This is a genomic window from Bacillus sp. Pc3 (genome assembly GCF_000815145.1).
Lineage (GTDB): Bacteria > Bacillota > Bacilli > Bacillales > Bacillaceae > Bacillus > Bacillus velezensis.
Map to the genome: position 1 here is coordinate 3,623,041 of NZ_CP010406.1, position 19,718 is coordinate 3,642,758.

Below are 19,718 nucleotides of genomic sequence, written 5' to 3' on the forward strand. Positions count from 1 at the left end.
TTGACATGGCGATTGAACAAATGGCTATGCCTCAGCTCGGAGAGAGCGTGACGGAAGGGACGATCAGCAAGTGGCTGGTATCCCCCGGTGATCAAGTGAATAAATATGACCCCGTCGCGGAGGTCATGACGGATAAAGTGAATGCGGAGGTGCCGTCTTCTTTTACCGGTACGATTACAGAACTTGTAGGAGAAGAAGGCCAGACTCTTGCAGTCGGCGAAATCATTTGCAAAATTGAAACAGAAGAAACGGAAACCGAAGAGGCGCCGAAGCGGGAAGAAGAGCAGAATACCCCTTCAGACACCGGTGCAAACCGTCAAGGTAAAGATCAGTCAAATAAAGCGCGTTATTCGCCGGCCGTGCTCAGATTAGCGGGAGAACACGGCATTCAGCTTGAAGAAGTTGAAGGAACGGGTGCAGGCGGAAGAATTACGCGAAAAGACATTCAAAAAATCATTGATTCGGGAATGCAGCAGAAGTCGGAAGCACCGGCGCCGGCAGCCGTTCAAACAACGCAACAAGCGCCGAAACAACAGCAAAAACAAGCACCGGCACCCGCTCTGTCAGCCGGTGATATTGAAATTCCGGTTACAGGTGTCAGAAAAGCCATCGCCGCCAATATGCATAAAAGCAAAACAGAAATTCCGCATGCCTGGACGATGATGGAAGTCGACGTCACGAACATGACGGCGTACAGAAACAGCATTAAAGACTCATTTAAACAGAAAGAAGGCTTCAATTTAACGTTTTTCGCTTTCTTTGTAAAAGCGGCGGCGCAGGCTCTCAAAGAGTTCCCGCAGATGAACAGCATGTGGGCGGGGGACAAAATCGTCCAAAAGAAAGACATCAACATCTCCATTGCCGTTGCCACGGAAGATTCGCTGTTTGTTCCGGTTATTAAGCATGCTGATGAAAAAACGATTAAAGGCATAGCCAGAGAAATAACGGACCTTGCGAAAAAAGTGAGAAACGGAAAACTTACCGCGGAAGATATGCAGGGCGGCACATTTACCGTCAATAACACGGGATCTTTCGGCTCAGTTCAATCTATGGGCATTATCAACCATCCGCAGGCGGCGATTCTTCAGGTAGAATCTATCGTCAAACGTCCGGTTGTCATGAATAACGGGATGATCGCCGTTCGTGATATGGTTAATCTTTGCCTGTCTTTAGATCACAGAGTGCTCGACGGGCTCGTGTGCGGCCGATTCCTCGGACGCGTCAAAGAAATCTTAGAAAACATTGATGAACATACTTCCGTCTATTAAAAAAACTCCTTTTGCCCGGGCGGCAAAAGGAGTTTTTTTATTTTCATTGTGAATCCTCGGGAACAAGCATAGTGAGATGATGTTTTTTCACTTCGATCGTACAAGGTGTTGTTCCGTATACCTCGCCATCTGTATCCGCGTCCATCTCACGTCCGGTTTCGATTTCAATCCTGGAGGCCTGAATATAGGACAGCTCCCCTTTGAAATCATCAAACGAACCCTGCTCCATCGTCATCAGCTCCCGCAGCGCGGCAAGGCTTGTGTTGCGGCAGATTAACACATCGGCTAAGCCGTCCTGGAGGCTGGCATCAGGCAGGGGAACTCTGTTTGTCCCGATATAATGCCCGTTCATGACAAGCACCATTACGGCTTCGTCTTCTTTCACCTCGCCGTCAATCGTCAATTTGACAGGAAACGGGTTCGCGCTTGTCATCGTCCGCAAGGCGCTCGTGAAGTAGCTGATTTTACCAAGCCATGCTTTTTCAGTTTCATTAATATGGCTTGATGCTTCGGTGATCAGTCCGATGCCCCAGAAGTTCAGAAAATAGCCGTCATCCGTTTTACAGACGTCAATCATCCGTTTATGTCCGGCCGCGAGCGCTTCAGCGGCCTTTTGAAGGTTTTGCGGGATGCCGAGCGCCCGTGAGAAATCGTTGCACGTTCCTCCCGGCAAAATGCCGACAGCGGGTCTGTGATCAAGCCTGCTGATGCTGTTGATGCATTGATGCACAGTGCCGTCTCCGCCTAAAATATATAAATGGTCAACTGAACTGTCGAGATTTTCACAATACTGACGGGCATCATCCTGATGTTTGGTCGGTTTAATCAAAAGTTCGTCAGCTGACTGGGCCAAAATGGGGACGACCGTGCCGAGCGTTTTATCAATCTGTTTTTGACCGGCGTTTCCGTTATAAATTAAAACTGCTTTCCGTTGGCTCATATGACTGCTCCTTTATTTCAGACAATCTCCTTAACAAGTTTCCCGTTTTTAAAGGGTCATAAACTTACATCGGGAGCATAAAAGGGACAAAAAACAATTGGATATGAGCGGTGTCATTTGCCGATAGGGAGGTTCCTTGCTATCATAAGAAGAGATGATCAAAAAGGAGAGGTCCCAGTTGAATATGGATTTTAATTTATTTATGAATGATGTCGTGCGTCAAGCCCGCCAGGAAATCACGGCCGCCGGGTATACAGAGCTGAAAACCGCTGAGGAAGTGGACGAAGCGCTTTCGAAAAAAGGAACGACACTCGTCATGGTCAACTCTGTGTGCGGATGCGCAGGCGGTATTGCACGGCCTGCCGCGTACCATTCCGTACATTACGATAAACGCCCGGATCAGCTTGTGACGGTATTTGCCGGACAGGATAAAGAAGCGACAGCCAAAGCGAGAGAATACTTTGAAGGCTACCCGCCGTCCTCTCCGTCATTTGCCATTTTAAAAGACGGGAAAATCATGAAAATGGTGGAACGCCATGAAATTGAAGGCCATGAGCCGATGGCCGTCGTCACAAAACTGCAGGAAGCATTTGAAGAATATTGTGAAGAAGTATAAGTGAAAGAAAAACCCCGGAGCCAAGCGCTTGCGGGGTTTTTTTATATGGAATCTGTATAAATATAAATATATATACATCGGCGTTCAGCTGTCACTAATCTGAAAAACAATGACTATAATAAACACAGAAAGGAAAATATATTTTTCGAAAATAGTATTGCATCACAAGTAAAAAGTGTTTAAAATACAAGTTAACGAATAAATATTCAAATTTAAGAGATCAGTAGATATGGGGGAAATGAATCATGAAGAAATGGCTGTTGGTATTAGCTGCCGCATGTATCACCTTTGCGCTGTCCGCCTGCGGATCAGGCAATTCAGGCTCAGAGGGCGGAAAGAACAAGCTGATTATGGGTACATCGGCTGACTATAAACCATTTGAATATAAAGACGGCGATCAGATCACCGGGTTTGACGTTGATCTGGCAAAAGCTCTAGGCAAAAAGACTGGCTATGACGTTGAGGTGCAGGACATGGACTTCAACAGCCTGATTACAGCCTTGAAGTCCAAGCAGGTAGATATGATTTTATCTGGAATGACACCTACGCCGGAACGGAAAAAGCAAGTTGATTTTTCTGATATTTATTATACTGCTAACAATATGATCGTTACGAAAAAGGGAAGCAGCATTAAATCCCTGAATGATCTGAAAGGCAAAACCGTCGGTGTTCAGCTCGGCTCTATTCAAGAGGAAAAAGGCAAGAAACTCGCTTCGAAATACGGTTTTCAGCTCGAAGACCGCAACCGGATCTCAGACTTAACCGAAGAGATCAAATCCGGGCGTTTTGATGCCGCGATTATCGAAGACATCGTAGCACAAGGCTATTTCAGTTCAAATCAAGATCTGCAGGGCTTTGCGTCAGCAGATGCGAAATCAGACGAATCGGGCTCCGCGATTGCGTTCCGCAAAGACAGTGATCTGACAGCGAAGTTCAACAAAGCGCTGAAAGAAATGGAGAAAAACGGAGAAATCGAAAAACTGAAGAAAAAATGGTTCACCAACGAGAAATAAAAGAAAGCTCAACTTTTCGTTGAGCTTTTTATCTTGAATAAAGACAAAGGAGATCACACGTATGAATTTGGATTTCTCAGCAACAATCCCCCAAATTCCTTTTATATTGGAAGGCCTTGCGGTCACATTGAAAATTGTGCTCGTTTCGGCGGTCATCGGTCTTGTATTAGGCATCGTGCTCAGCTTATTTAAAATCAGCACGATCAGTCCGCTGAAATGGATTGCGGATTTTTATACTTCGATATTCCGCGGCACGCCGCTCGTGCTGCAGCTGATGATCATTTATTTCGGTATGCCGCAGCTCCTCGGCTTTCAGATCGATCAATTTTGGGCGGCGGTCACCGCATTATCGCTCAATTCAGCCGCTTACGTCTCTGAAATTATCAGAGCGGGAATCAACGCAATTGACAAAGGACAAAAAGAGGCTGCCGTCGCTCTCGGCGTGCCGTACGGAAAAATGATGAAAGATCTGCTGCTGCCGCAGGCGTTTAAAAACATTTCTCCGGCTATTATTAACGAATTAATCACCTTAACGAAAGAATCGGCGATCGTCACAGTTATCGGTCTTGGCGACATTATGAGACGGGCCTACCAGTCCGGCGCCGCAACATACAACTATTTAGAACCTCTTATTGTGGCGGGCTTAATCTATTACGTGCTCGTTTTGATCTTAGCATTCATCGGAAAAGGCGTAGAAAGGAAGCTGAAAGCCAATGATTAAGGTCGACAACCTGTCAAAATCATTCGGGAAACATGAAGTACTGAAAAACATTTCAACACAGATCGAAGAAGGGGAAGTCGTCGCTGTCATCGGCCCTTCCGGTTCCGGCAAATCAACGTTTCTGCGCTGCTTAAATCTGCTGGAAACCCCGAGCGGCGGAACGATTGCCATTAAAGAAAATGAAATTACCGCAGCTAAAACGAATAAACTGAAAGTGCGGGAAAATATCGGCATGGTATTTCAGCATTTTCATTTGTTTCCTCATAAAACGGTGCTTGAAAATATCACATACGCGCCGGTCAGCGTGAAGAAAGAGTCTAAAAACGAGGCGGAGGAAAAGGCGTGCGCCCTCCTTGAAAAAGTCGGACTGCTTGACAAACGGAACGACTATCCGAACCGTTTGTCAGGCGGACAGAAGCAGCGGGTCGCCATCGCGCGGGCGCTTGCCATGAATCCTGACATCATGCTGTTTGATGAACCGACCTCGGCTCTTGACCCGGAAATGGTAAAAGAAGTTCTTGAGGTGATGAAAGAGCTCGCGCAGACGGGCATGACGATGGTGATCGTAACGCACGAAATGGGATTTGCCAAAGAAGTGGCAGACCGCGTATTATTCATGGATGAAGGGACGATCGTGGAAGACGGGCAGCCGGAAGAATTTTTTCTTTCTCCGAAGTCAAAAAGAGCACAGGACTTTTTAGAAAAAATATTATAAAATATAACTGGAAGAAAAGAAGAAGAATGCTCTTCTTCTTTTTTTTGAGAAAGAAACAAACAGAATGGAGCAAGCAATGTTTAAAATCGGTTACCGCACACTAAAGACCGCACTTGGAACGGCGCTGGCCATTTATTTAGCCCAGCTGTTGCATCTGCAAAACTTCGCATCCGCAGGAATCATCACCATATTGTGCATCCAGATTACGCAAAAGCGGTCGCTTCAGGCCTCGTGGGCCCGATTTGCCGCCTGTTTATTGGCGATCGTCTTCTCATATGTCTTTTTCGGGCTGATCGGCTATTATCCGTTTGCGATCGGAATATTGCTGGTGCTGTTCATTCCGACTACAGTCGTTTTAAAAATAAACGAAGGGATCGTCACCAGCTCAGTAATCATTCTTCATTTATATATGTCCGGCGGCATTACGATGGCGTTTATCTGGAATGAGTTCCAGCTGATCACCGTAGGTATCGGCGTCGCGCTGTTAATGAATCTGTATATGCCGAGCCTCGACAGAAAACTCGCGGCGTACCGGAAAAAAATTGAGGACAACTTTTCCGTCATCTTCGCCGAAATCGAACGGTATTTGTTAACTGGTGAGCAAGATTGGTCGGGGAAGGAAATACCGGAGACGCATCAGATGATTCAAGAGGCGAAAAACCTCGCCTATCGGGACGTGCAGAATCATATTTTGCGCCATGAAAATCTTTACTATCATTATTTTAAGATGAGACAGAAACAATTTGAAATCATTGAACGGCTGCTGCCGAAGATTACCTCTATTTCAATAACGGTGGAGCAGGGCAAAATAATCGCCCATTTCATCCATGAATTAAGGGAAGCCATTCACCCCGGCAATACCGCTCATAAATTTTTAAAAAGACTTGCAGAAATGAGAACGGAATTTGAAGAAATGCCGCTCCCGGCAACGCGCGAGGAGTTTGAAGCGCGGGCGGCTTTGTTCCACCTCCTCGGTGAGATGGAACAATATCTCGTGATTAAAAGTTATTTCAAAGGCATCAAGCTGTAAAAAACATATGGATCAATCGCATGAGTCCTCCTTTCATTGGTCATTCTAATGAAAAAAAGGAGAGGAGCCCATGCGATTTTTTTTATTGTCAGCCGCCCTGCTGCTGTCTCCGCTTTGGCCGCTTGGCGCGAACCCTTTGCCGGGTGACCCTTATATTATCGTCAATAAAGCCACAAATGCGCTTGCTGTTGTGAAGGATAACCGAATAGAAGGCATTTATCAGGTGGCGACGGGAAAAACGGATGATTTGACGCCTGAAGGAGAATTTACGGTAACGGTCAAAGCCGTCAATCCGTATTACCGGAAGAAAAATGTAAAGGGAGGCGCGCCGGAAAACCCGCTCGGCGTCCGCTGGATCGGTTTTGACGCGAAAGGAACCGACGGCAGGATATACGGCATTCACGGAACAAACAGAGAAGAGCTGATCGGGGGGTTTGTATCAAACGGCTGCATCCGTATGAAAAACCGGGATGTCATCCGTATTTTCCGGATTATCCCTCCCGGAACGAAAGTATTGATTACAAAAGAAAACCGCTCATTCGAGGACATTGCAATAGAGCGGAAAGCCCTCATAAAAAAGCAGGAAACCCCCTTGCAATGAGGCGCCTGCTTTTTTACCGCAAATACATCATAATGCCTGAGAGGAGGGTTGAAAGTATAAATACGCCCAAAATGACGATAACGGCGCTTTTCATAAATTTTTGAGACATTGTTTCACTCCTTAAGATTACTGTCTATCATTTTAACGTGTTTTGCTTGTATGAACAAGCCATATCCTATGGCGGAAAGCAGGTGGCCGCGCTATGAAAAAACTTGATCATGTCGGCATTGCCGTCAGCTCTATTGAAGCTGCGAGAGGATTTTACGAACGGATGCTCGGGCTTACGTATATGGGAGACGAGCTGGTAAGCGGCCAAAATGTGAGAGTTGCTTTTTTAGAGGCGGGAGGCACAAAGCTTGAGCTGATTGAGCCGCTGTCGGACGCGTCTCCCGTCAGCTCTTTTTTACAGAAAAGAGGCGAAGGACTGCATCATTTGGCATTCCGCTGCGCCGATATGAAGGAAACGATCAAGGAGCTTGAAGCATGCCGCATGACTTTGATCCATCATGAACCGCAATACGGAGCGGGCGGGAAGAAGATCGCATTTCTCTCTCCAAAAGAGGCGAATGGGGTCCTGATTGAGCTTTGTGAAACAATTGAAAAAGGAGAAACTGAAGATGAGCATGAGTGATCATATCAGACACTTAAATGAAAGACGTTCCTTTTTAACAAACGGCGGCGGAGCGGAAAAAAATGAAAAACAGCACAAAAAAGGCAAGCTGACGGCAAGAGAAAGAATTGACTATTTATTGGACGAAGACAGTTTTTCAGAGCTGCAGCCGTTTGCCAAAAGCCGCATGCCCGGGTCCCGAAATGCTCCGGGAGACGGCGTTGTTACCGGATACGGCACAATTGACGGACGGCCCGTGTATTTGTTTGCCCATGACTTTACCGTACTCGGCGGGACGCTCGGCGAGACACATGCGGAAAAAATCGCGGCGGTAATGGATCTGGCGGCGAAAAATAAAACTCCGATCATCGGGCTGAACGACTCAGGTGGTGCGAGAATTCAAGAGGGTGTGGTATCATTAAATGGATACGGTCATATCTTTAGGCGCAACGTCCTTTACTCGGGAGTGATTCCGCAAATCTCTGTCATCCTTGGGCCGTGTGCCGGCGGTGCTGTTTATTCACCCGCATTGACGGATTTTGTGATTATGGCGGAGCATACGTCGCACATGTTTATTACAGGCCCGAAAGTCATTGAACAGGTGACGGGTGAACAGATTGACGCGGAAAGTTTAGGCGGTGCGGGAATACATAATGTGATAAGCGGAAATGCCCACTATTCCGCACGAACGGAAAAAGAGGCTCTTTCCGCTGTGAAAACCCTGCTTTCTTATCTCCCGCACGGCGGACAGACGGCATCACCCGTTAAAAAGGAAGACGCCAGACCGTTATTAAACACCCTCGTTCCCGCGGACAGTTCGAAACCTTACGATGTGTTACAGGTAATAAAAGAGCTGGCGGATGACGGAACGTTTTTTGACATTCATCCGTATTTTTCCAAAAACATTGCTGTCGGTTTTCTGAAACTCGGACGGCGTACAGTCGGTGTTGTCGCAAACCAGCCGAAACACTTGGCGGGGAGCCTCACGATTGATGCCGCTGACAAAGCGTCGAGATTCATCCGTTTTTGCGACGCGTTTCATATTCCGCTATTGACGATCGCTGATGTTCCTGGATTTCTTCCGGGCCTTCAGCAGGAACATGCGGGAATCATCCGTCACGGAGCAAAATTGCTGTATGCTTTTGCCGAAGCGACGGTGCCGAAAGTGACGCTCATCATCAGAAAAGCTTACGGAGGCGCCTATGTGGCCATGAATTCGAAAGGGCTCGGGGCAGATCTTGTATTCGCCTGGCCCAATGCGGAAATCGCCGTGATGGGAGCGGAAGGCGCGGCGTCGATTTTATACAGCAGAGACATACAGGCTTCTGACGACCCGGAGAAAACGAAGCGCGAAAAAAAAGCCATATACGAAAAGGAAAACGCCGGTCCGTATAAAGCGGCGGCCTGCGGAATGGTGGATGATATCATCCGGCCGGAAGACTCGAGGAAAAAATTGATTCAGGCATTTGACATGCTTGCGCATAAGGAAGAGGAAAGACCGAAAAAAAAGCACGGTAATATACCGCTTTAAACGGAGGGAACTGAAAATGGTAAACGAAAAACGTCTGCTTGAAGAATTTCTTGAACTCGTTCAAATTGATTCAGAGACAAAACATGAAGCGGAAATCAGCAAAGTGCTCAAACAAAAATTCACTGATTTAGGATTGAGCGTAAAAGAAGATGGTACAAAAGAAGTGACCGGGCATGGAGCCGGCAACTTAATCTGTACGTTAAAGGGCACAAAAGATGCGGATACGATTTATTTTACATCGCATATGGACACGGTTGTCCCGGGCAAAGGCGTTAAGCCGATTGTGGAAGACGGCTATGTAAAATCCGACGGCACGACGATTCTAGGCGCTGATGATAAGACGGGTCTTGCCGCAATGTTTGAAGCCATTAAAGTGCTGAAAGAACAAAACATCGAGCACGGCACCATTGAATTCATTATCACGGCCGGAGAAGAATCGGGATTAGTCGGGGCAAAAGCAATGGATCGTTCAGACATTACCGCGAAATACGGTTTTGCGCTTGATTCAGACGGAAAAGTCGGCAACATTATTGTAGCCGCACCGACACAAGCGAAAGTGAGAGCAACCATTTTCGGGAAAACGGCTCATGCAGGGGTAGAACCGGAAAAAGGCATCTCCGCGATTACAATCGCATCAAAAGCAATCTCTAAAATGCCGCTCGGCCGTATTGATAAAGAAACAACGGCTAATATCGGACGTTTCGAAGGCGGCACGCAAACCAATATCGTCTGCGACCAGGTTGATATTCTGGCTGAAGCGCGTTCATTAGTGCCTGAAAAAATGGAAGCGCAAGTGCAGAAAATGAAAGAAGCTTTCGAATCTGCTGCAGCTGAGATGGGAGGCCGCGCGGAAGTGGACATCGCGGTCATGTATCCGGGTTTCAAATATCAGGACGGCGATCAGGTTGTGGAAGTCGCGAAAAAAGCGGCGGCAAAAATCGGCCGGCCGAGCGAACTTCAGACAAGCGGCGGCGGAAGTGACGCAAACGTCATTGCCGGCCACGGTATTCCGACAGTCAACCTGTCAGTAGGCTATGAACAAATCCATACGAAAAATGAAAAAATGCCGATTGAAGAGCTCGTCAAAACGGCGGAAATGGTCGTTGCCATTATCGAAACAGCGGCCAATTAAAAACGAAGCACCCAGTTGATTGGGTGCTTTTTTCATTCTTCATGATAATTGGCTTAAAGCCTTACAGATACAAGAAAAAACCCTGCCGGATAGGTTCCGGCAGGGTTTCAGTATTATGATTTGGCGGGCTCCGCCTGAGCCGCAGCTTGTTTCTTTTTATGATGCGTCTGCTGTAAAAGTACATTCTGCACTGTCAAAAACAGTCCGCTTGTAAACCAGTAAAGCGGCAGCGCAGCCGGTACGTTAAGTGAAAAAACGGTCATCATGACCGGGAAAATAAAGACCATGATTTTTGCTGACTGCATCGTAGCCGGATTTTGAGCGGCCGGTGAATATTTCTCGTTTAATTTTTGGGAAATATAAGCCTGTAAGAAATACATGGCCCCCGCGCACAGTGATACAAGAATATCAGAATGCCCTAAGCTGAACCACAGAAATGAGTGTGAAGCGATTTCCGGCGTTGAGCGGATGGCGTAATAAAAACCGATCAAAATCGGGAATTGCACCAGCATCGGAAGACATCCCATTGCCATCGGATTCAGATTGTGCTCACGGTAAAGCTTCATCATTTCCATTTGCAGTTCTTTTTGTTTTTCCGCATCTTTCGTTTGTTTCATTTTAGCCTGAATGCTGTCGACCTGGGGTTTGATCACAGCCATTTTTTCCTGGAACACCCGCTGTTTCTTAAATTGGTTCACAAACAAAGGCAAAACAACGATCCGGACGATAATCGTCACCAGAATAATCGACAATCCGTACTCACCGTGGAACAGGCCCGCCACACCTTTTAAAAGTGCCGAAAACGGCTCGATCAGGTAATCGTGGAAAAACCCGATATTCCCGAGGCCTCCCGTCTGAGTCTGAGATGTCGCCGCAAAAGCCGAGCGGCCTGTGCACAGTACGATAAAAAACAATCCGAATGCAATCCATTTTTGATATGTTTTAGACAATTATGTCTCCTCCTTTTTATCTTCACTTGCCGTTATAAAAGGAGGAATCTGACATCTTCATCATCATTCGCCGGTGAATTCATGCGGATGACTTTACGTATCCAAGTTGTAATGCGATGATATATAATAATAAGAAAGTCTGTTCGGTTCAGCTGAACGACTGCTTGATGTTCATCTATTCGTTTCGTTCTCCAATGCTCGCCTGCGCGGCGCTCACGCAAAAGAAAAGCGATGCCGATCGCGGTCAGAGCGGGAAGAATAATTGTGAAAAAATCGACTAAAAATAAAAAGTCATTCATTGACTCAAGAATCATTTTATCACATCCATTCAGCTCTTATTTTACTACATATATATAAGGTTGTCTATGAAAGGAAAGGAGGCGCCGGGAGTGGCCGGAAAAGGGAGAATTATATTTCATATCGATATGAACAGTTTTTATGCCTCCGTAGAAATGGCGTATGATCCGTCTTTAAGAGGAAAACCTATCGCCGTTGCCGGAAACGTGAAGGAACGGAAAGGAATCATCGTCACCTGCAGCTATGAAGCGAGAGCGCGGGGCGTAAAGACCACCATGCCGGTGTGGCGGGCAAAACGCCTCTGTCCGGAACTCATCGTCGTGCCTCCGAATTTTGACCGCTATCGGAGTTCGTCAAAAGAAATGTTCAGCATTCTGAGGGAGTATACGGATTTAGTCGAGCCTGTTTCTATTGATGAAGGATACATGGATATTACGGACACACCGCACAGCCACAGGGCGTATGAGACAGCCGCAGACATTCAGGCGAGACTGCAAAAAGAGCTTTTGCTTCCGTCAAGCATCGGCATCGCCCCGAATAAATTTCTCGCTAAAATGGCTTCTGACATGAAAAAACCGCTCGGCATCACCATTTTAAGAAAAAGAGAGCTGCCGGACGTATTATGGCCTCTTCCGATTGAAGAGATGCACGGTATAGGAACGAAAACTGCGGAAAAAATAAAAACGCTCGGCATCAAAACGATCGGTGATTTGGCAAAAGGAGATGAACATGCGCTGAAAACGCTTCTCGGCATAAACGGCCCGAGGCTGAAGGATAAAGCGAACGGCATCCATCCTGCAGAAGTCAATCCCGAGCGGATATATGAATTTAAAAGCGTCGGCAACTCATCCACCCTGTCGCATGATTCGGCTGACTGGGATGAATTAACGGGCGTGTTTGACCGGCTCGCGCTGTCTGTGAGCGAACGGCTCCAGCGTAAGGAGGTCATGGCCTGCCGGCTGTTCATCATGATTCGGTATGCGGATTGGAAAACGGTCACAAGAAGTATGACCCTCAGCAATCCGGCTGATCAGAAAAAAGACATCATGGAAGCGGCGATGGAACTGTTTGACAAGCACTGGAACCAAAATCCGGTAAGGCTTCTCGGCATCACCGGAACGGAACTGGTTGAAAAACAGCAGGCGTATAAACAGCTTGATCTGTTTTCATTCAAGGAGGACGCAAAGGATGAGCCGATTTTTCAGATGATGAACGAGCTGAATGAAAAGTACGGCCAAAACCTGATCAGAAAAGGCGCCGTTATAAAAAAAGAAGAAAGCAAAACAAGGGGAACGAGCTTTAACAGAGACTTTTTTCAGGATGAAAAGAAAAGGTGAATAACTTGAAAAAAGGGGTCATGTATGATAATTTCTTTAGTATAAATATCATTTTATTTTAATTTAAATTTTAAAATGGTTAAACGTTTGAAGAAGGGACGTTAGAATATGTCAAAACAACAAATCGGAGTTATCGGTCTTGCGGTAATGGGTAAAAATCTGGCTCTTAACATCGAAAGCCGGGGATTTTCTGTGTCTGTATACAACAGATCAAGCAGCAAAACGGAAGAGTTTTTAGAAGAGGCAAAAGGCAAAAATGTTGTTGGTACATACAGCATTGAGGAGTTTGTCCAGTCTCTTGAAACACCCCGTAAAATTTTATTAATGGTTAAAGCGGGAACTGCAACGGATGCGACGATTCAATCTCTTCTTCCTCATCTGGAAAAAGACGATATTTTGATTGACGGCGGAAATACATACTATAAAGATACACAGCGCCGGAACAAAGAGCTTGCCGAAAGCGGCATTCACTTTATCGGAACGGGTGTATCAGGCGGTGAAGAGGGAGCGCTGAAAGGGCCTTCTATTATGCCGGGCGGCCAAAAGGAAGCGCACGAACTCGTAAAACCGATTTTAGAAGCCATTTCTGCTAAAGTGGACGGAGAAGCTTGTACGACATACATCGGCCCGGACGGAGCGGGGCACTATGTAAAAATGGTGCACAACGGTATCGAATACGGTGACATGCAGCTGATCTCTGAGTCATATTTCATTTTGAAACAGGTGCTCGGATTGTCTGCCGAAGAGCTTCACGAAGTATTCGCTGAGTGGAACAAAGGAGAGCTTGACAGCTATCTGATCGAAATCACGGCTGACATTTTCACTAAAAAAGATGAAGAAACGGGCAAACCGCTAGTTGACGTGATCCTTGATAAAGCAGGCCAAAAAGGAACGGGTAAATGGACAAGCCAAAGCGCTCTTGACTTAGGCGTGCCGCTTCCGATTATCACTGAATCTGTTTTTGCGCGTTTCATTTCCGCAATGAAAGAAGAGCGTGTGAAAGCAAGCAGCCTTCTGTCCGGACCAGACGTTAAGCCGGTCACTGAAAATAAAGAAGAGCTGATTGAAGCGGTCAGAAAAGCGCTCTTCATGAGTAAAATCTGTTCTTACGCACAAGGCTTCGCCCAAATGAAAGCCGCGTCTGAAGAGTATAACTGGGATCTGAAATACGGTGAAATCGCGATGATCTTCCGCGGCGGCTGTATCATCCGCGCGGCGTTCCTGCAAAAGATCAAAGACGCATATGACCGTGAACCGGAGCTTGACAACCTGCTGTTAGACAGCTATTTCAAAAACATTGCAGAAAGCTACCAAGGCGCCCTTCGCCAAGTGATTTCACTTGCCGTAGCCCAAGGCGTGCCGGTACCTTCGTTCTCAAGCGCACTTGCGTATTACGACAGCTACCGTACGGCAGTGCTTCCTGCAAACTTGATTCAAGCGCAGCGTGATTACTTCGGCGCGCATACGTATGAACGCACAGATAAAGAAGGCATTTTCCATACTGAATGGATGAAGTAATGAAGAAGCCCCCACAGTTATTGAGGGGGCTTTTCTGATATTAAAAACCGCGGGCCGTCATGAACGGCGCCGCGGTTTTTGATGTTTTCTTATATATTCCACCAGTGGAGACCGTCTTTTTCAAGAAGATCGTCCGAAGCTTTCGGTCCCATTGACCCGGCTTCATAATTCGGAGAAAGGGTTTTGTCGGCTGCCCACGTTTCGGAAATCGCATCGACGAAATTCCATGAAAGCGCCACTTCGTCCCAATGGGCAAAGTTTGTCGCATCACCGAGCAGACAGTCATGGATTAATTTTTCATAGGCTTCCGGTGTGTTCATTTCGTCACTGCAGTTGCTGCAGTAATCCAGCTTAATCGGCTGAGCATGAGCGGCTCCGCCTAATTTTTTAGCGTTCAGATATAGTGTGATGCCTTCGTCCGGCTGAATATGGATGACAAGCAGGTTCGGATTTACATTCGTTTCATTGCCGTAATAAAGGTTCATCGGAATGTCTTTAAATTGAACGACGATTTTCGTTGATTTTTCTTTCATCCGTTTCCCTGTGCGGATATAAAACGGAACGCCGGCCCAGCGGAAGTTATCGATTAACAGCTTTCCGGACACGAATGTTTCCGTATTGGAATCCGGTGCTACATTTTGTTCATCTGTATAGCTCGGTACAGCGTTTCCGTCAATCGTTCCCGCTTGGTATTGTCCGCGGACGAAGAAGTCACTCACTTCGTTTGGAGCGACAGGGCGGAGAGCTCTCAGCACCTTCACTTTTTCGCTGCGGATTTCTTCCGTGTTCAGTTTAATCGGCGGTTCCATCGCCAAGAGAGCGACCATTTGTAAAATATGGTTTTGAACCATGTCACGGAGTGCGCCTGATTTCTCGTAATATCTCGCACGATCCTCAACGCCGAGATCCTCACTTGACGTAATCTGGATGTTTGAGATGTAGCGGTTATTCCACAGCGGCTCAAACAGCGCATTCGCAAACCGGATGACTTCGATATTTTGAACCATTTGTTTGCCTAAGTAATGGTCGATCCGGTAAATTTGATCTTCCGTGAAAGCTTCGCGTATTTCTTTGTTAAGCTCTTTCGCACTCGGCAGGTCATGGCCGAACGGTTTTTCAATGACGAGACGGGACCAGCCATTTGTCGCTGTGACACCTTCGTTTTTAAGTGATTTTGCGATAGTGCCGAAAAACTCAGGAGCCATCGCCAAGTAAAACATTCTGTTGTTCGGGATTTCATATGTATGTTCAAGCTGATCAAGCAGGACATTCAGCTCCTGATAGGAACCCGGATTCGTTACATCAAACGGATGGTAATAAAAATGAGATGTGAAATCGTCTATGTCTTTTTGCCCGGCAGAAGAAACAGACGTTTTAACGGTTTCCCGGAGGTCCTCGTTTGACCAAGGTCTTCTTCCAACACCTACAACTGCAAACTCTTCACCAATTTGACCATTTTTATATAAACGGTGAATGGATGGGTAAAGTTTTCGTTTTGCCAAATCCCCTGTGGCACCAAATATTACAATTACTGCTTTTGGTTTGTCGTTTGTTTTCACTTAGAGTACCTCACTTTATCTGAAGCATGGTTTAAAACCCCGCATATTTCCTTCATTTTAAATCTAAAATTCGTTGAAAGCAAACATTTCAGCCTGTTTTTTGCGGTTTGCGGAAAAAAATTAATCAGGCCGGAGAAGGCCCGGGTGAATTCACATTTTCAGCCTGATCCTGTATCCTTAGTAGTACAAAGATCTAGGAGGAAGCATTGTGGAATTATTATTTTTAGGGACGGGGGCCGGCATGCCGGCAAAGACGAGAAACGTAACGTCCGTCGCGCTGAAGCTTCTTGAAGAAAGGCGTTCCGTATGGCTGTTTGATTGCGGAGAAGCCACTCAGCATCAGATATTACATACAACAATCAAACCGAGGAAAATTGAGAAGATTTTCATCACCCACCTTCACGGCGACCATGTTTACGGGCTTCCGGGTCTGTTGGGGAGCCGTTCATTTCAGGGCGGTGAAGAAGAGCTGACGATTTACGGGCCAAAAGGCATTAAAGCCTTTATCGAAACAAGCCTGAACGTGACGGCGACTCATCTGACGTATCCTCTTACCGTACATGAAATCGAAGAGGGGACGGTTTTTGAAGATGAGCAATTCATTGTTACCGCAGTATCCGTCATTCACGGCGTGGAAGCGTTCGGCTACCGGGTTCAGGAAAAGGATATTCCCGGCGCATTGCAGGCCGGCAGATTGAAAGAAATGAATATCCCGCCCGGACCCGTCTATCAGAAAATCAAAAACGGCGAAACGGTCACACTTGACGATGGCAGAATCATTAACGGGCGGGATTTTCTGGAACCCCCGAAAAAAGGAAGAATCGTCGCTTTTTCCGGGGATACGAGGGTATCAGAGCGGGTAACGGAGCTGGCGCACAATGCGGATGTGCTTGTTCATGAAGCAACATTTGCAAAGGAAGATGCAAAGCTCGCGCATAATTATTATCATGCGACGACAGAACAGGCTGCGCAAACGGCAAAAAAAGCAGGCGCCAAACAGCTGATCTTAACTCATATCAGCGCAAGGTATCAGGGTGAATCGCCGATAGAGCGTCTCGAACATGAGGCGAAAGCGGTATTTGAAAACAGTAAGATCGCATTTGACTTCATGGAGGTCACTGTGGAGCGGTCTTAAAAAATGGACGCTTGACATTTTTTTCTGATGAGATATAATAAAACGCAATAATTACGATTTAAAGGGGTGGAAATGATGCGTGTGAATGTTACATTGGCCTGTACAGAGACAGGGGACAGAAATTATATTACGACGAAGAACAAACGGACGAATCCGGACCGGTTAGAAATGAAAAAGTATTCACCCCGGTTGAAAAAGTATACGCTGCATCGTGAGACAAAATAGATCACGATAACAAAAGCCATTGTGCCGTTGCACAATGGCTTTTGTTTTATCAGTTTACCGCCTGATAGGCAGGAGCATTCATTTGCTGGCGCACCGCGCACCAAACATCATAAATGGCAAGGTGGACGATGTGCGGTTCATCGTGGTGAATGGCATGAGAACTGTTTTTGGCCTGAATCCATCCGCTTTGATAAGAGACATCAAGCATGCTTCTGTGCAGTTTCACCCATTGTTCATGAGCGTGCTTTAAACGCTCATCCCGCTCTCCCGATGATAAAATCAACAGCGGCATATCGCCGAAATGAATCTGCTGATGCTTGATCTGACGAAGGCTCGTCAAAAATTCGGCGTGTGATCCTTCCAATATGAACTGTTTCAAATAGGCGGCTTTCATTTCTTCGGGAAGAAGCGGAAGCACTTTCGTCTCCTGATCCTCAGAAACCGGATCAAGCATCACCATCCCGAGAATATCCCGGCGGTTCCGGCTCGCCCAAAGTCTGCTGATAATCGCGCCGTATGAATGCGAGACGACAAGATAAGGAGGCTTGACGCCGGCCTTCAGAAGAAGAGCGTTTAATTCCTGTACCATGTGGTCCGCCGTTCTCTTGTTTCGGCTTTGTCCGCTTTTGCCGATTCCGGCTCTGTCATATGTGAAAACCCCAAATTCTTCATCTATGTCAGCGAGTAATGATGTCCATGTTTCAGAAGAAGTGCCGTAGCCGGCTTCAAAGACGATCGTCACTTCGCCGGCGCCTTTACGGTGTTTCGTATAAAACGGACACCCGTCAATCAGATATGTCCTTTCCATCCATGCTGCTTTCATTGGAGTCATCCCCTCTAATTGGTTCTATAGGGAAGACGGAGAAGCTTCGGCAATCGTTTCTCAAAAAATAAAAAAAGAGACAGCCGGATCGAAAAACTCCGGCTGTCACTTCATCACCATGCTCTGTCGTATTGAACCGGTGACGGTATTTCAGTATTCAGCTGCTTCGCTGCACTCCTTGCAAAGTGCGGATCGCGCAGAAGTTCTCTTGCGACAAAAATAAGGTCAGCGCGGTTGTTTTGCAGAATTTCTTCCGCCATTGTTCCCGTCGTTATCAAACCGACGGCGCCTGTTGCGATTTCGGCCTGTTCACGGATTTTCTCTGCGAAGCTCACTTGGTAGCCTGGGAAGACATTAATATCAGCTTGAACGAGTGCGCCTGAGCTGCAATCAATGAGGTCGACTCCCTGTTCTTTCATCCACTTCGCAAAACCGATATGATCCGCAATGTCCAGCCCTTTGTCTGTATAATCCGATGCAGAAATACGGACAAATAACGGGCCGTCCCAGACTTCCTTGACAGCTTCAATGGTCTCGCCTAAGAAGCGGTAGCGATTTTCATGTGAGCCTCCGTATTCGTCTGTACGGTGATTGGACAGAGGGGACAAAAATTCGTGCATTAAGTAGCCGTGTGCCGCATGAAGTTCAATAATATCAAAGCCGGCTTCTTTCGCGCGCGCCGCTGCCTGTTTGAATTCCTGAATGGTTTCTTTAATTTGTTCTGTCGTCATTTCAGCCGGTGTTTTGGACTGCTCATCGAACGGAATGGCTGACGGAGCGTAAATGTCTCCCTCAAGCTCAGCTTTACGTCCGGCGTGCGCAAGCTGAATGCCGATTTTAGATCCTTGCGCTTTCACTTGTTCCGTCAGTTTGGCAAAACCTTCGATATGATCATCGCTCCAAATGCCCAAATCCTGATCGGAAATGCGCCCCTGCGGATTAACGGCTGTCGCTTCCACGATAATCAGGCCGACCTGTCCGATTGCACGCGATATGTAGTGCGCCATATGAAAAGGCTGCAGTTTTCCGTCCTTCTCATGTGAGGAATACATGCACATCGGTGCCATAACAATACGGTTTTTGATCGTTACATCTTTAACGGTCCATGGTGTGAATAATTTTCTGGCCATTTATTTCGCCTCCCGGAATGTTTTTAGACATTGATTATAACAACTCATGATCATTCAGTCATATAAACTGCTCACAACTGAACACATCGTTCTTATTGTTCTGGACGGGCATTTTTTTATACACAGCGGTGCCGTATCTTCATAACAGGCATTTACAGCCGATCATATAGCAAATATAGATGAGAAACGCACCGATGACTGCGTGGCCTCCTTTGAACCAGTTTGTCAGGATGAAAATAGAGCTGATGAAGATCACCGCGCCGAAGGCACCGAATATTCCGTTTTTTTGAGCGGCTCTGAAATCGTCGGGGCTCATATTTTTCAGCTGCAAGTGAATATTCAGTAACGTCATGGGCGCAGCCTGTATTAAAGTGGCTTTCTTATGTGCCGGTCTGCATTCTTACAGCAAACGCTTTTGATCAATTGGCCGGGTTTGATCGTGCTTATCCCGACCATCGTGATCGCCTTGAAAACAAAAAGTTTGACCGTGACGGTGGTGAGCGGGGTTATTTCGGTGTCGGGCTTTCGTCTGTTTATATAAAAAAAGCATCAACGGCACATGCTGTT

21 protein-coding genes and 2 pseudogenes are annotated in these 19,718 nt (G+C 46.7%); 15 read left to right on the top strand and 8 right to left on the bottom strand.

The features are described from left to right. Positions 1–5 precede the first annotated feature (5 nt). Positions 6–1,268, top strand: a complete 1,263-nt coding sequence (locus SB24_RS17570) for a dihydrolipoamide acetyltransferase family protein (RefSeq protein ID WP_039254544.1) — start codon at positions 6–8, stop codon at positions 1,266–1,268. Positions 1,269–1,311: 43 nt separating this feature from the next. On the opposite strand, the gene SB24_RS17575 is transcribed toward SB24_RS17570, so the two are convergent. Then, on the bottom strand, positions 1,312–2,208 hold the full coding sequence (locus tag SB24_RS17575; protein ID WP_039254547.1) for a YegS/Rv2252/BmrU family lipid kinase: 897 nt from the start codon (positions 2,206–2,208) through the stop codon (positions 1,312–1,314). Between the two features lie 178 nt (positions 2,209–2,386). Here SB24_RS17575 and brxB point away from each other — a divergent pair, with 178 nt between their 5' ends. The 6 genes from brxB to SB24_RS17605 all read left to right on the top strand — a co-directional run bounded on the left by brxB (position 2,387) and on the right by SB24_RS17605 (position 6,904). Further along, positions 2,387–2,824 carry a bacilliredoxin BrxB gene (gene brxB / locus SB24_RS17580; RefSeq protein ID WP_003153223.1) on the top strand — a complete coding sequence of 146 codons (438 nt, stop codon included), beginning with the start codon at positions 2,387–2,389 and terminating at the stop codon, positions 2,822–2,824. Between the two features lie 245 nt (positions 2,825–3,069). Next, positions 3,070–3,837, top strand: coding sequence for an arginine ABC transporter substrate-binding protein ArtP (locus SB24_RS17585; RefSeq protein WP_015240174.1), 768 nt, complete (start codon positions 3,070–3,072; stop codon positions 3,835–3,837). A 61-nt stretch (positions 3,838–3,898) separates the two neighbouring features. Then, positions 3,899–4,558, top strand: coding sequence for an arginine ABC transporter permease ArtQ (locus tag SB24_RS17590; protein ID WP_003153227.1), 660 nt, complete (start codon positions 3,899–3,901; stop codon positions 4,556–4,558). After that, positions 4,551–5,273, top strand: a complete 723-nt coding sequence (locus tag SB24_RS17595; protein ID WP_012117941.1) for an arginine ABC transporter ATP-binding protein ArtM — start codon at positions 4,551–4,553, stop codon at positions 5,271–5,273. The genes SB24_RS17590 and SB24_RS17595 overlap by 8 nt, the downstream gene beginning before the upstream one ends. A gap of 76 nt (positions 5,274–5,349) precedes the next feature. Further along, positions 5,350–6,303: an aromatic acid exporter family protein gene (locus tag SB24_RS17600; RefSeq protein ID WP_007408388.1), complete on the top strand. Its 954-nt coding sequence runs from the start codon at positions 5,350–5,352 to the stop codon at positions 6,301–6,303. 70 nt (positions 6,304–6,373) lie between these two features. Then, positions 6,374–6,904: a L,D-transpeptidase gene (locus SB24_RS17605; protein WP_014418329.1), complete on the top strand. Its 531-nt coding sequence runs from the start codon at positions 6,374–6,376 to the stop codon at positions 6,902–6,904. A 13-nt stretch (positions 6,905–6,917) separates the two neighbouring features. On the opposite strand, the gene prli42 is transcribed toward SB24_RS17605, so the two are convergent. Then, positions 6,918–7,013 carry a stressosome-associated protein Prli42 gene (gene prli42, locus SB24_RS20055; RefSeq protein ID WP_007408390.1) on the bottom strand — a complete coding sequence of 32 codons (96 nt, stop codon included), beginning with the start codon at positions 7,011–7,013 and terminating at the stop codon, positions 6,918–6,920. A gap of 93 nt (positions 7,014–7,106) precedes the next feature. On the opposite strand from prli42, the gene mce reads away from it, so the two are divergent. The 3 genes from mce to SB24_RS17620 are packed head-to-tail and all read left to right on the top strand — an operon-like array spanning position 7,107 to position 10,177. Continuing rightward, positions 7,107–7,535: a methylmalonyl-CoA epimerase gene (gene mce / locus SB24_RS17610; protein WP_039254550.1), complete on the top strand. Its 429-nt coding sequence runs from the start codon at positions 7,107–7,109 to the stop codon at positions 7,533–7,535. Continuing rightward, on the top strand, positions 7,522–9,045 hold the full coding sequence (locus SB24_RS17615; RefSeq protein WP_039254553.1) for an acyl-CoA carboxylase subunit beta: 1,524 nt from the start codon (positions 7,522–7,524) through the stop codon (positions 9,043–9,045). Before mce ends, SB24_RS17615 begins: the two co-directional genes overlap by 14 nt. 16 nt (positions 9,046–9,061) lie before the next feature. Continuing rightward, a complete protein-coding gene (locus tag SB24_RS17620; protein WP_039254556.1) occupies positions 9,062–10,177 on the top strand; it encodes a M20/M25/M40 family metallo-hydrolase in 1,116 nt (371 codons plus the stop codon). 113 nt (positions 10,178–10,290) lie between these two features. On the opposite strand, the gene SB24_RS17625 is transcribed toward SB24_RS17620, so the two are convergent. Together SB24_RS17625 and SB24_RS17630 are read right to left on the bottom strand one after the other, a co-directional pair. Next, on the bottom strand, positions 10,291–11,127 hold the full coding sequence (locus SB24_RS17625; RefSeq protein WP_015417781.1) for a membrane protein insertase YidC: 837 nt from the start codon (positions 11,125–11,127) through the stop codon (positions 10,291–10,293). A 32-nt stretch (positions 11,128–11,159) separates the two neighbouring features. After that, a complete protein-coding gene (locus SB24_RS17630; RefSeq protein WP_039254558.1) occupies positions 11,160–11,441 on the bottom strand; it encodes a hypothetical protein in 282 nt (93 codons plus the stop codon). Positions 11,442–11,516: 75 nt separating this feature from the next. Between SB24_RS17630 and SB24_RS17635 the strand changes: the two genes are divergently transcribed. Together SB24_RS17635 and gndA are read left to right on the top strand one after the other, a co-directional pair. Next, the gene (locus SB24_RS17635; protein WP_039254561.1) at positions 11,517–12,761 is read left to right on the top strand and encodes a DNA polymerase IV; all 1,245 of its coding nucleotides are present in this window, start codon (positions 11,517–11,519) and stop codon (positions 12,759–12,761) included. A gap of 108 nt (positions 12,762–12,869) precedes the next feature. Then, the gene (gene gndA, locus SB24_RS17640; RefSeq protein ID WP_007408395.1) at positions 12,870–14,279 is read left to right on the top strand and encodes an NADP-dependent phosphogluconate dehydrogenase; all 1,410 of its coding nucleotides are present in this window, start codon (positions 12,870–12,872) and stop codon (positions 14,277–14,279) included. Between the two features lie 89 nt (positions 14,280–14,368). Here the strand turns inward: gndA and zwf are convergent, their stop codons facing one another. After that, complete coding sequence (gene zwf, locus SB24_RS17645) at positions 14,369–15,838, bottom strand: glucose-6-phosphate dehydrogenase (RefSeq protein ID WP_012117935.1); 1,470 nt, start codon at positions 15,836–15,838, stop codon at positions 14,369–14,371. Positions 15,839–16,046: 208 nt separating this feature from the next. Here zwf and rnz point away from each other — a divergent pair, with 208 nt between their 5' ends. Beyond that, the gene (gene rnz / locus SB24_RS17650) at positions 16,047–16,973 is read left to right on the top strand and encodes a ribonuclease Z (protein WP_015417779.1); all 927 of its coding nucleotides are present in this window, start codon (positions 16,047–16,049) and stop codon (positions 16,971–16,973) included. Between the two features lie 75 nt (positions 16,974–17,048). Further along, the gene (gene rpmG, locus SB24_RS17655) at positions 17,049–17,198 is read left to right on the top strand and encodes a 50S ribosomal protein L33 (protein WP_003153246.1); all 150 of its coding nucleotides are present in this window, start codon (positions 17,049–17,051) and stop codon (positions 17,196–17,198) included. 49 nt (positions 17,199–17,247) lie between these two features. On the opposite strand, the gene SB24_RS17660 is transcribed toward rpmG, so the two are convergent. The 3 genes and pseudogenes from SB24_RS17660 to SB24_RS17670 form a co-directional block, all read right to left on the bottom strand. After that, the gene (locus tag SB24_RS17660; protein ID WP_012117933.1) at positions 17,248–18,021 is read right to left on the bottom strand and encodes an alpha/beta fold hydrolase; all 774 of its coding nucleotides are present in this window, start codon (positions 18,019–18,021) and stop codon (positions 17,248–17,250) included. Positions 18,022–18,134: 113 nt separating this feature from the next. Then, a complete protein-coding gene (gene namA / locus SB24_RS17665; protein ID WP_003153250.1) occupies positions 18,135–19,151 on the bottom strand; it encodes an NADPH dehydrogenase NamA in 1,017 nt (338 codons plus the stop codon). Positions 19,152–19,290: 139 nt separating this feature from the next. Further along, a pseudogene (locus tag SB24_RS17670) lies at positions 19,291–19,503 on the bottom strand (hypothetical protein); the annotation flags it as partial. Between the two features lie 5 nt (positions 19,504–19,508). On the opposite strand from SB24_RS17670, the pseudogene SB24_RS20060 reads away from it, so the two are divergent. Beyond that, positions 19,509–19,692, top strand: a pseudogene (locus SB24_RS20060) (AzlD domain-containing protein); the annotation flags it as partial. Between the last annotated feature and the right edge of the window lie 26 nt (positions 19,693–19,718).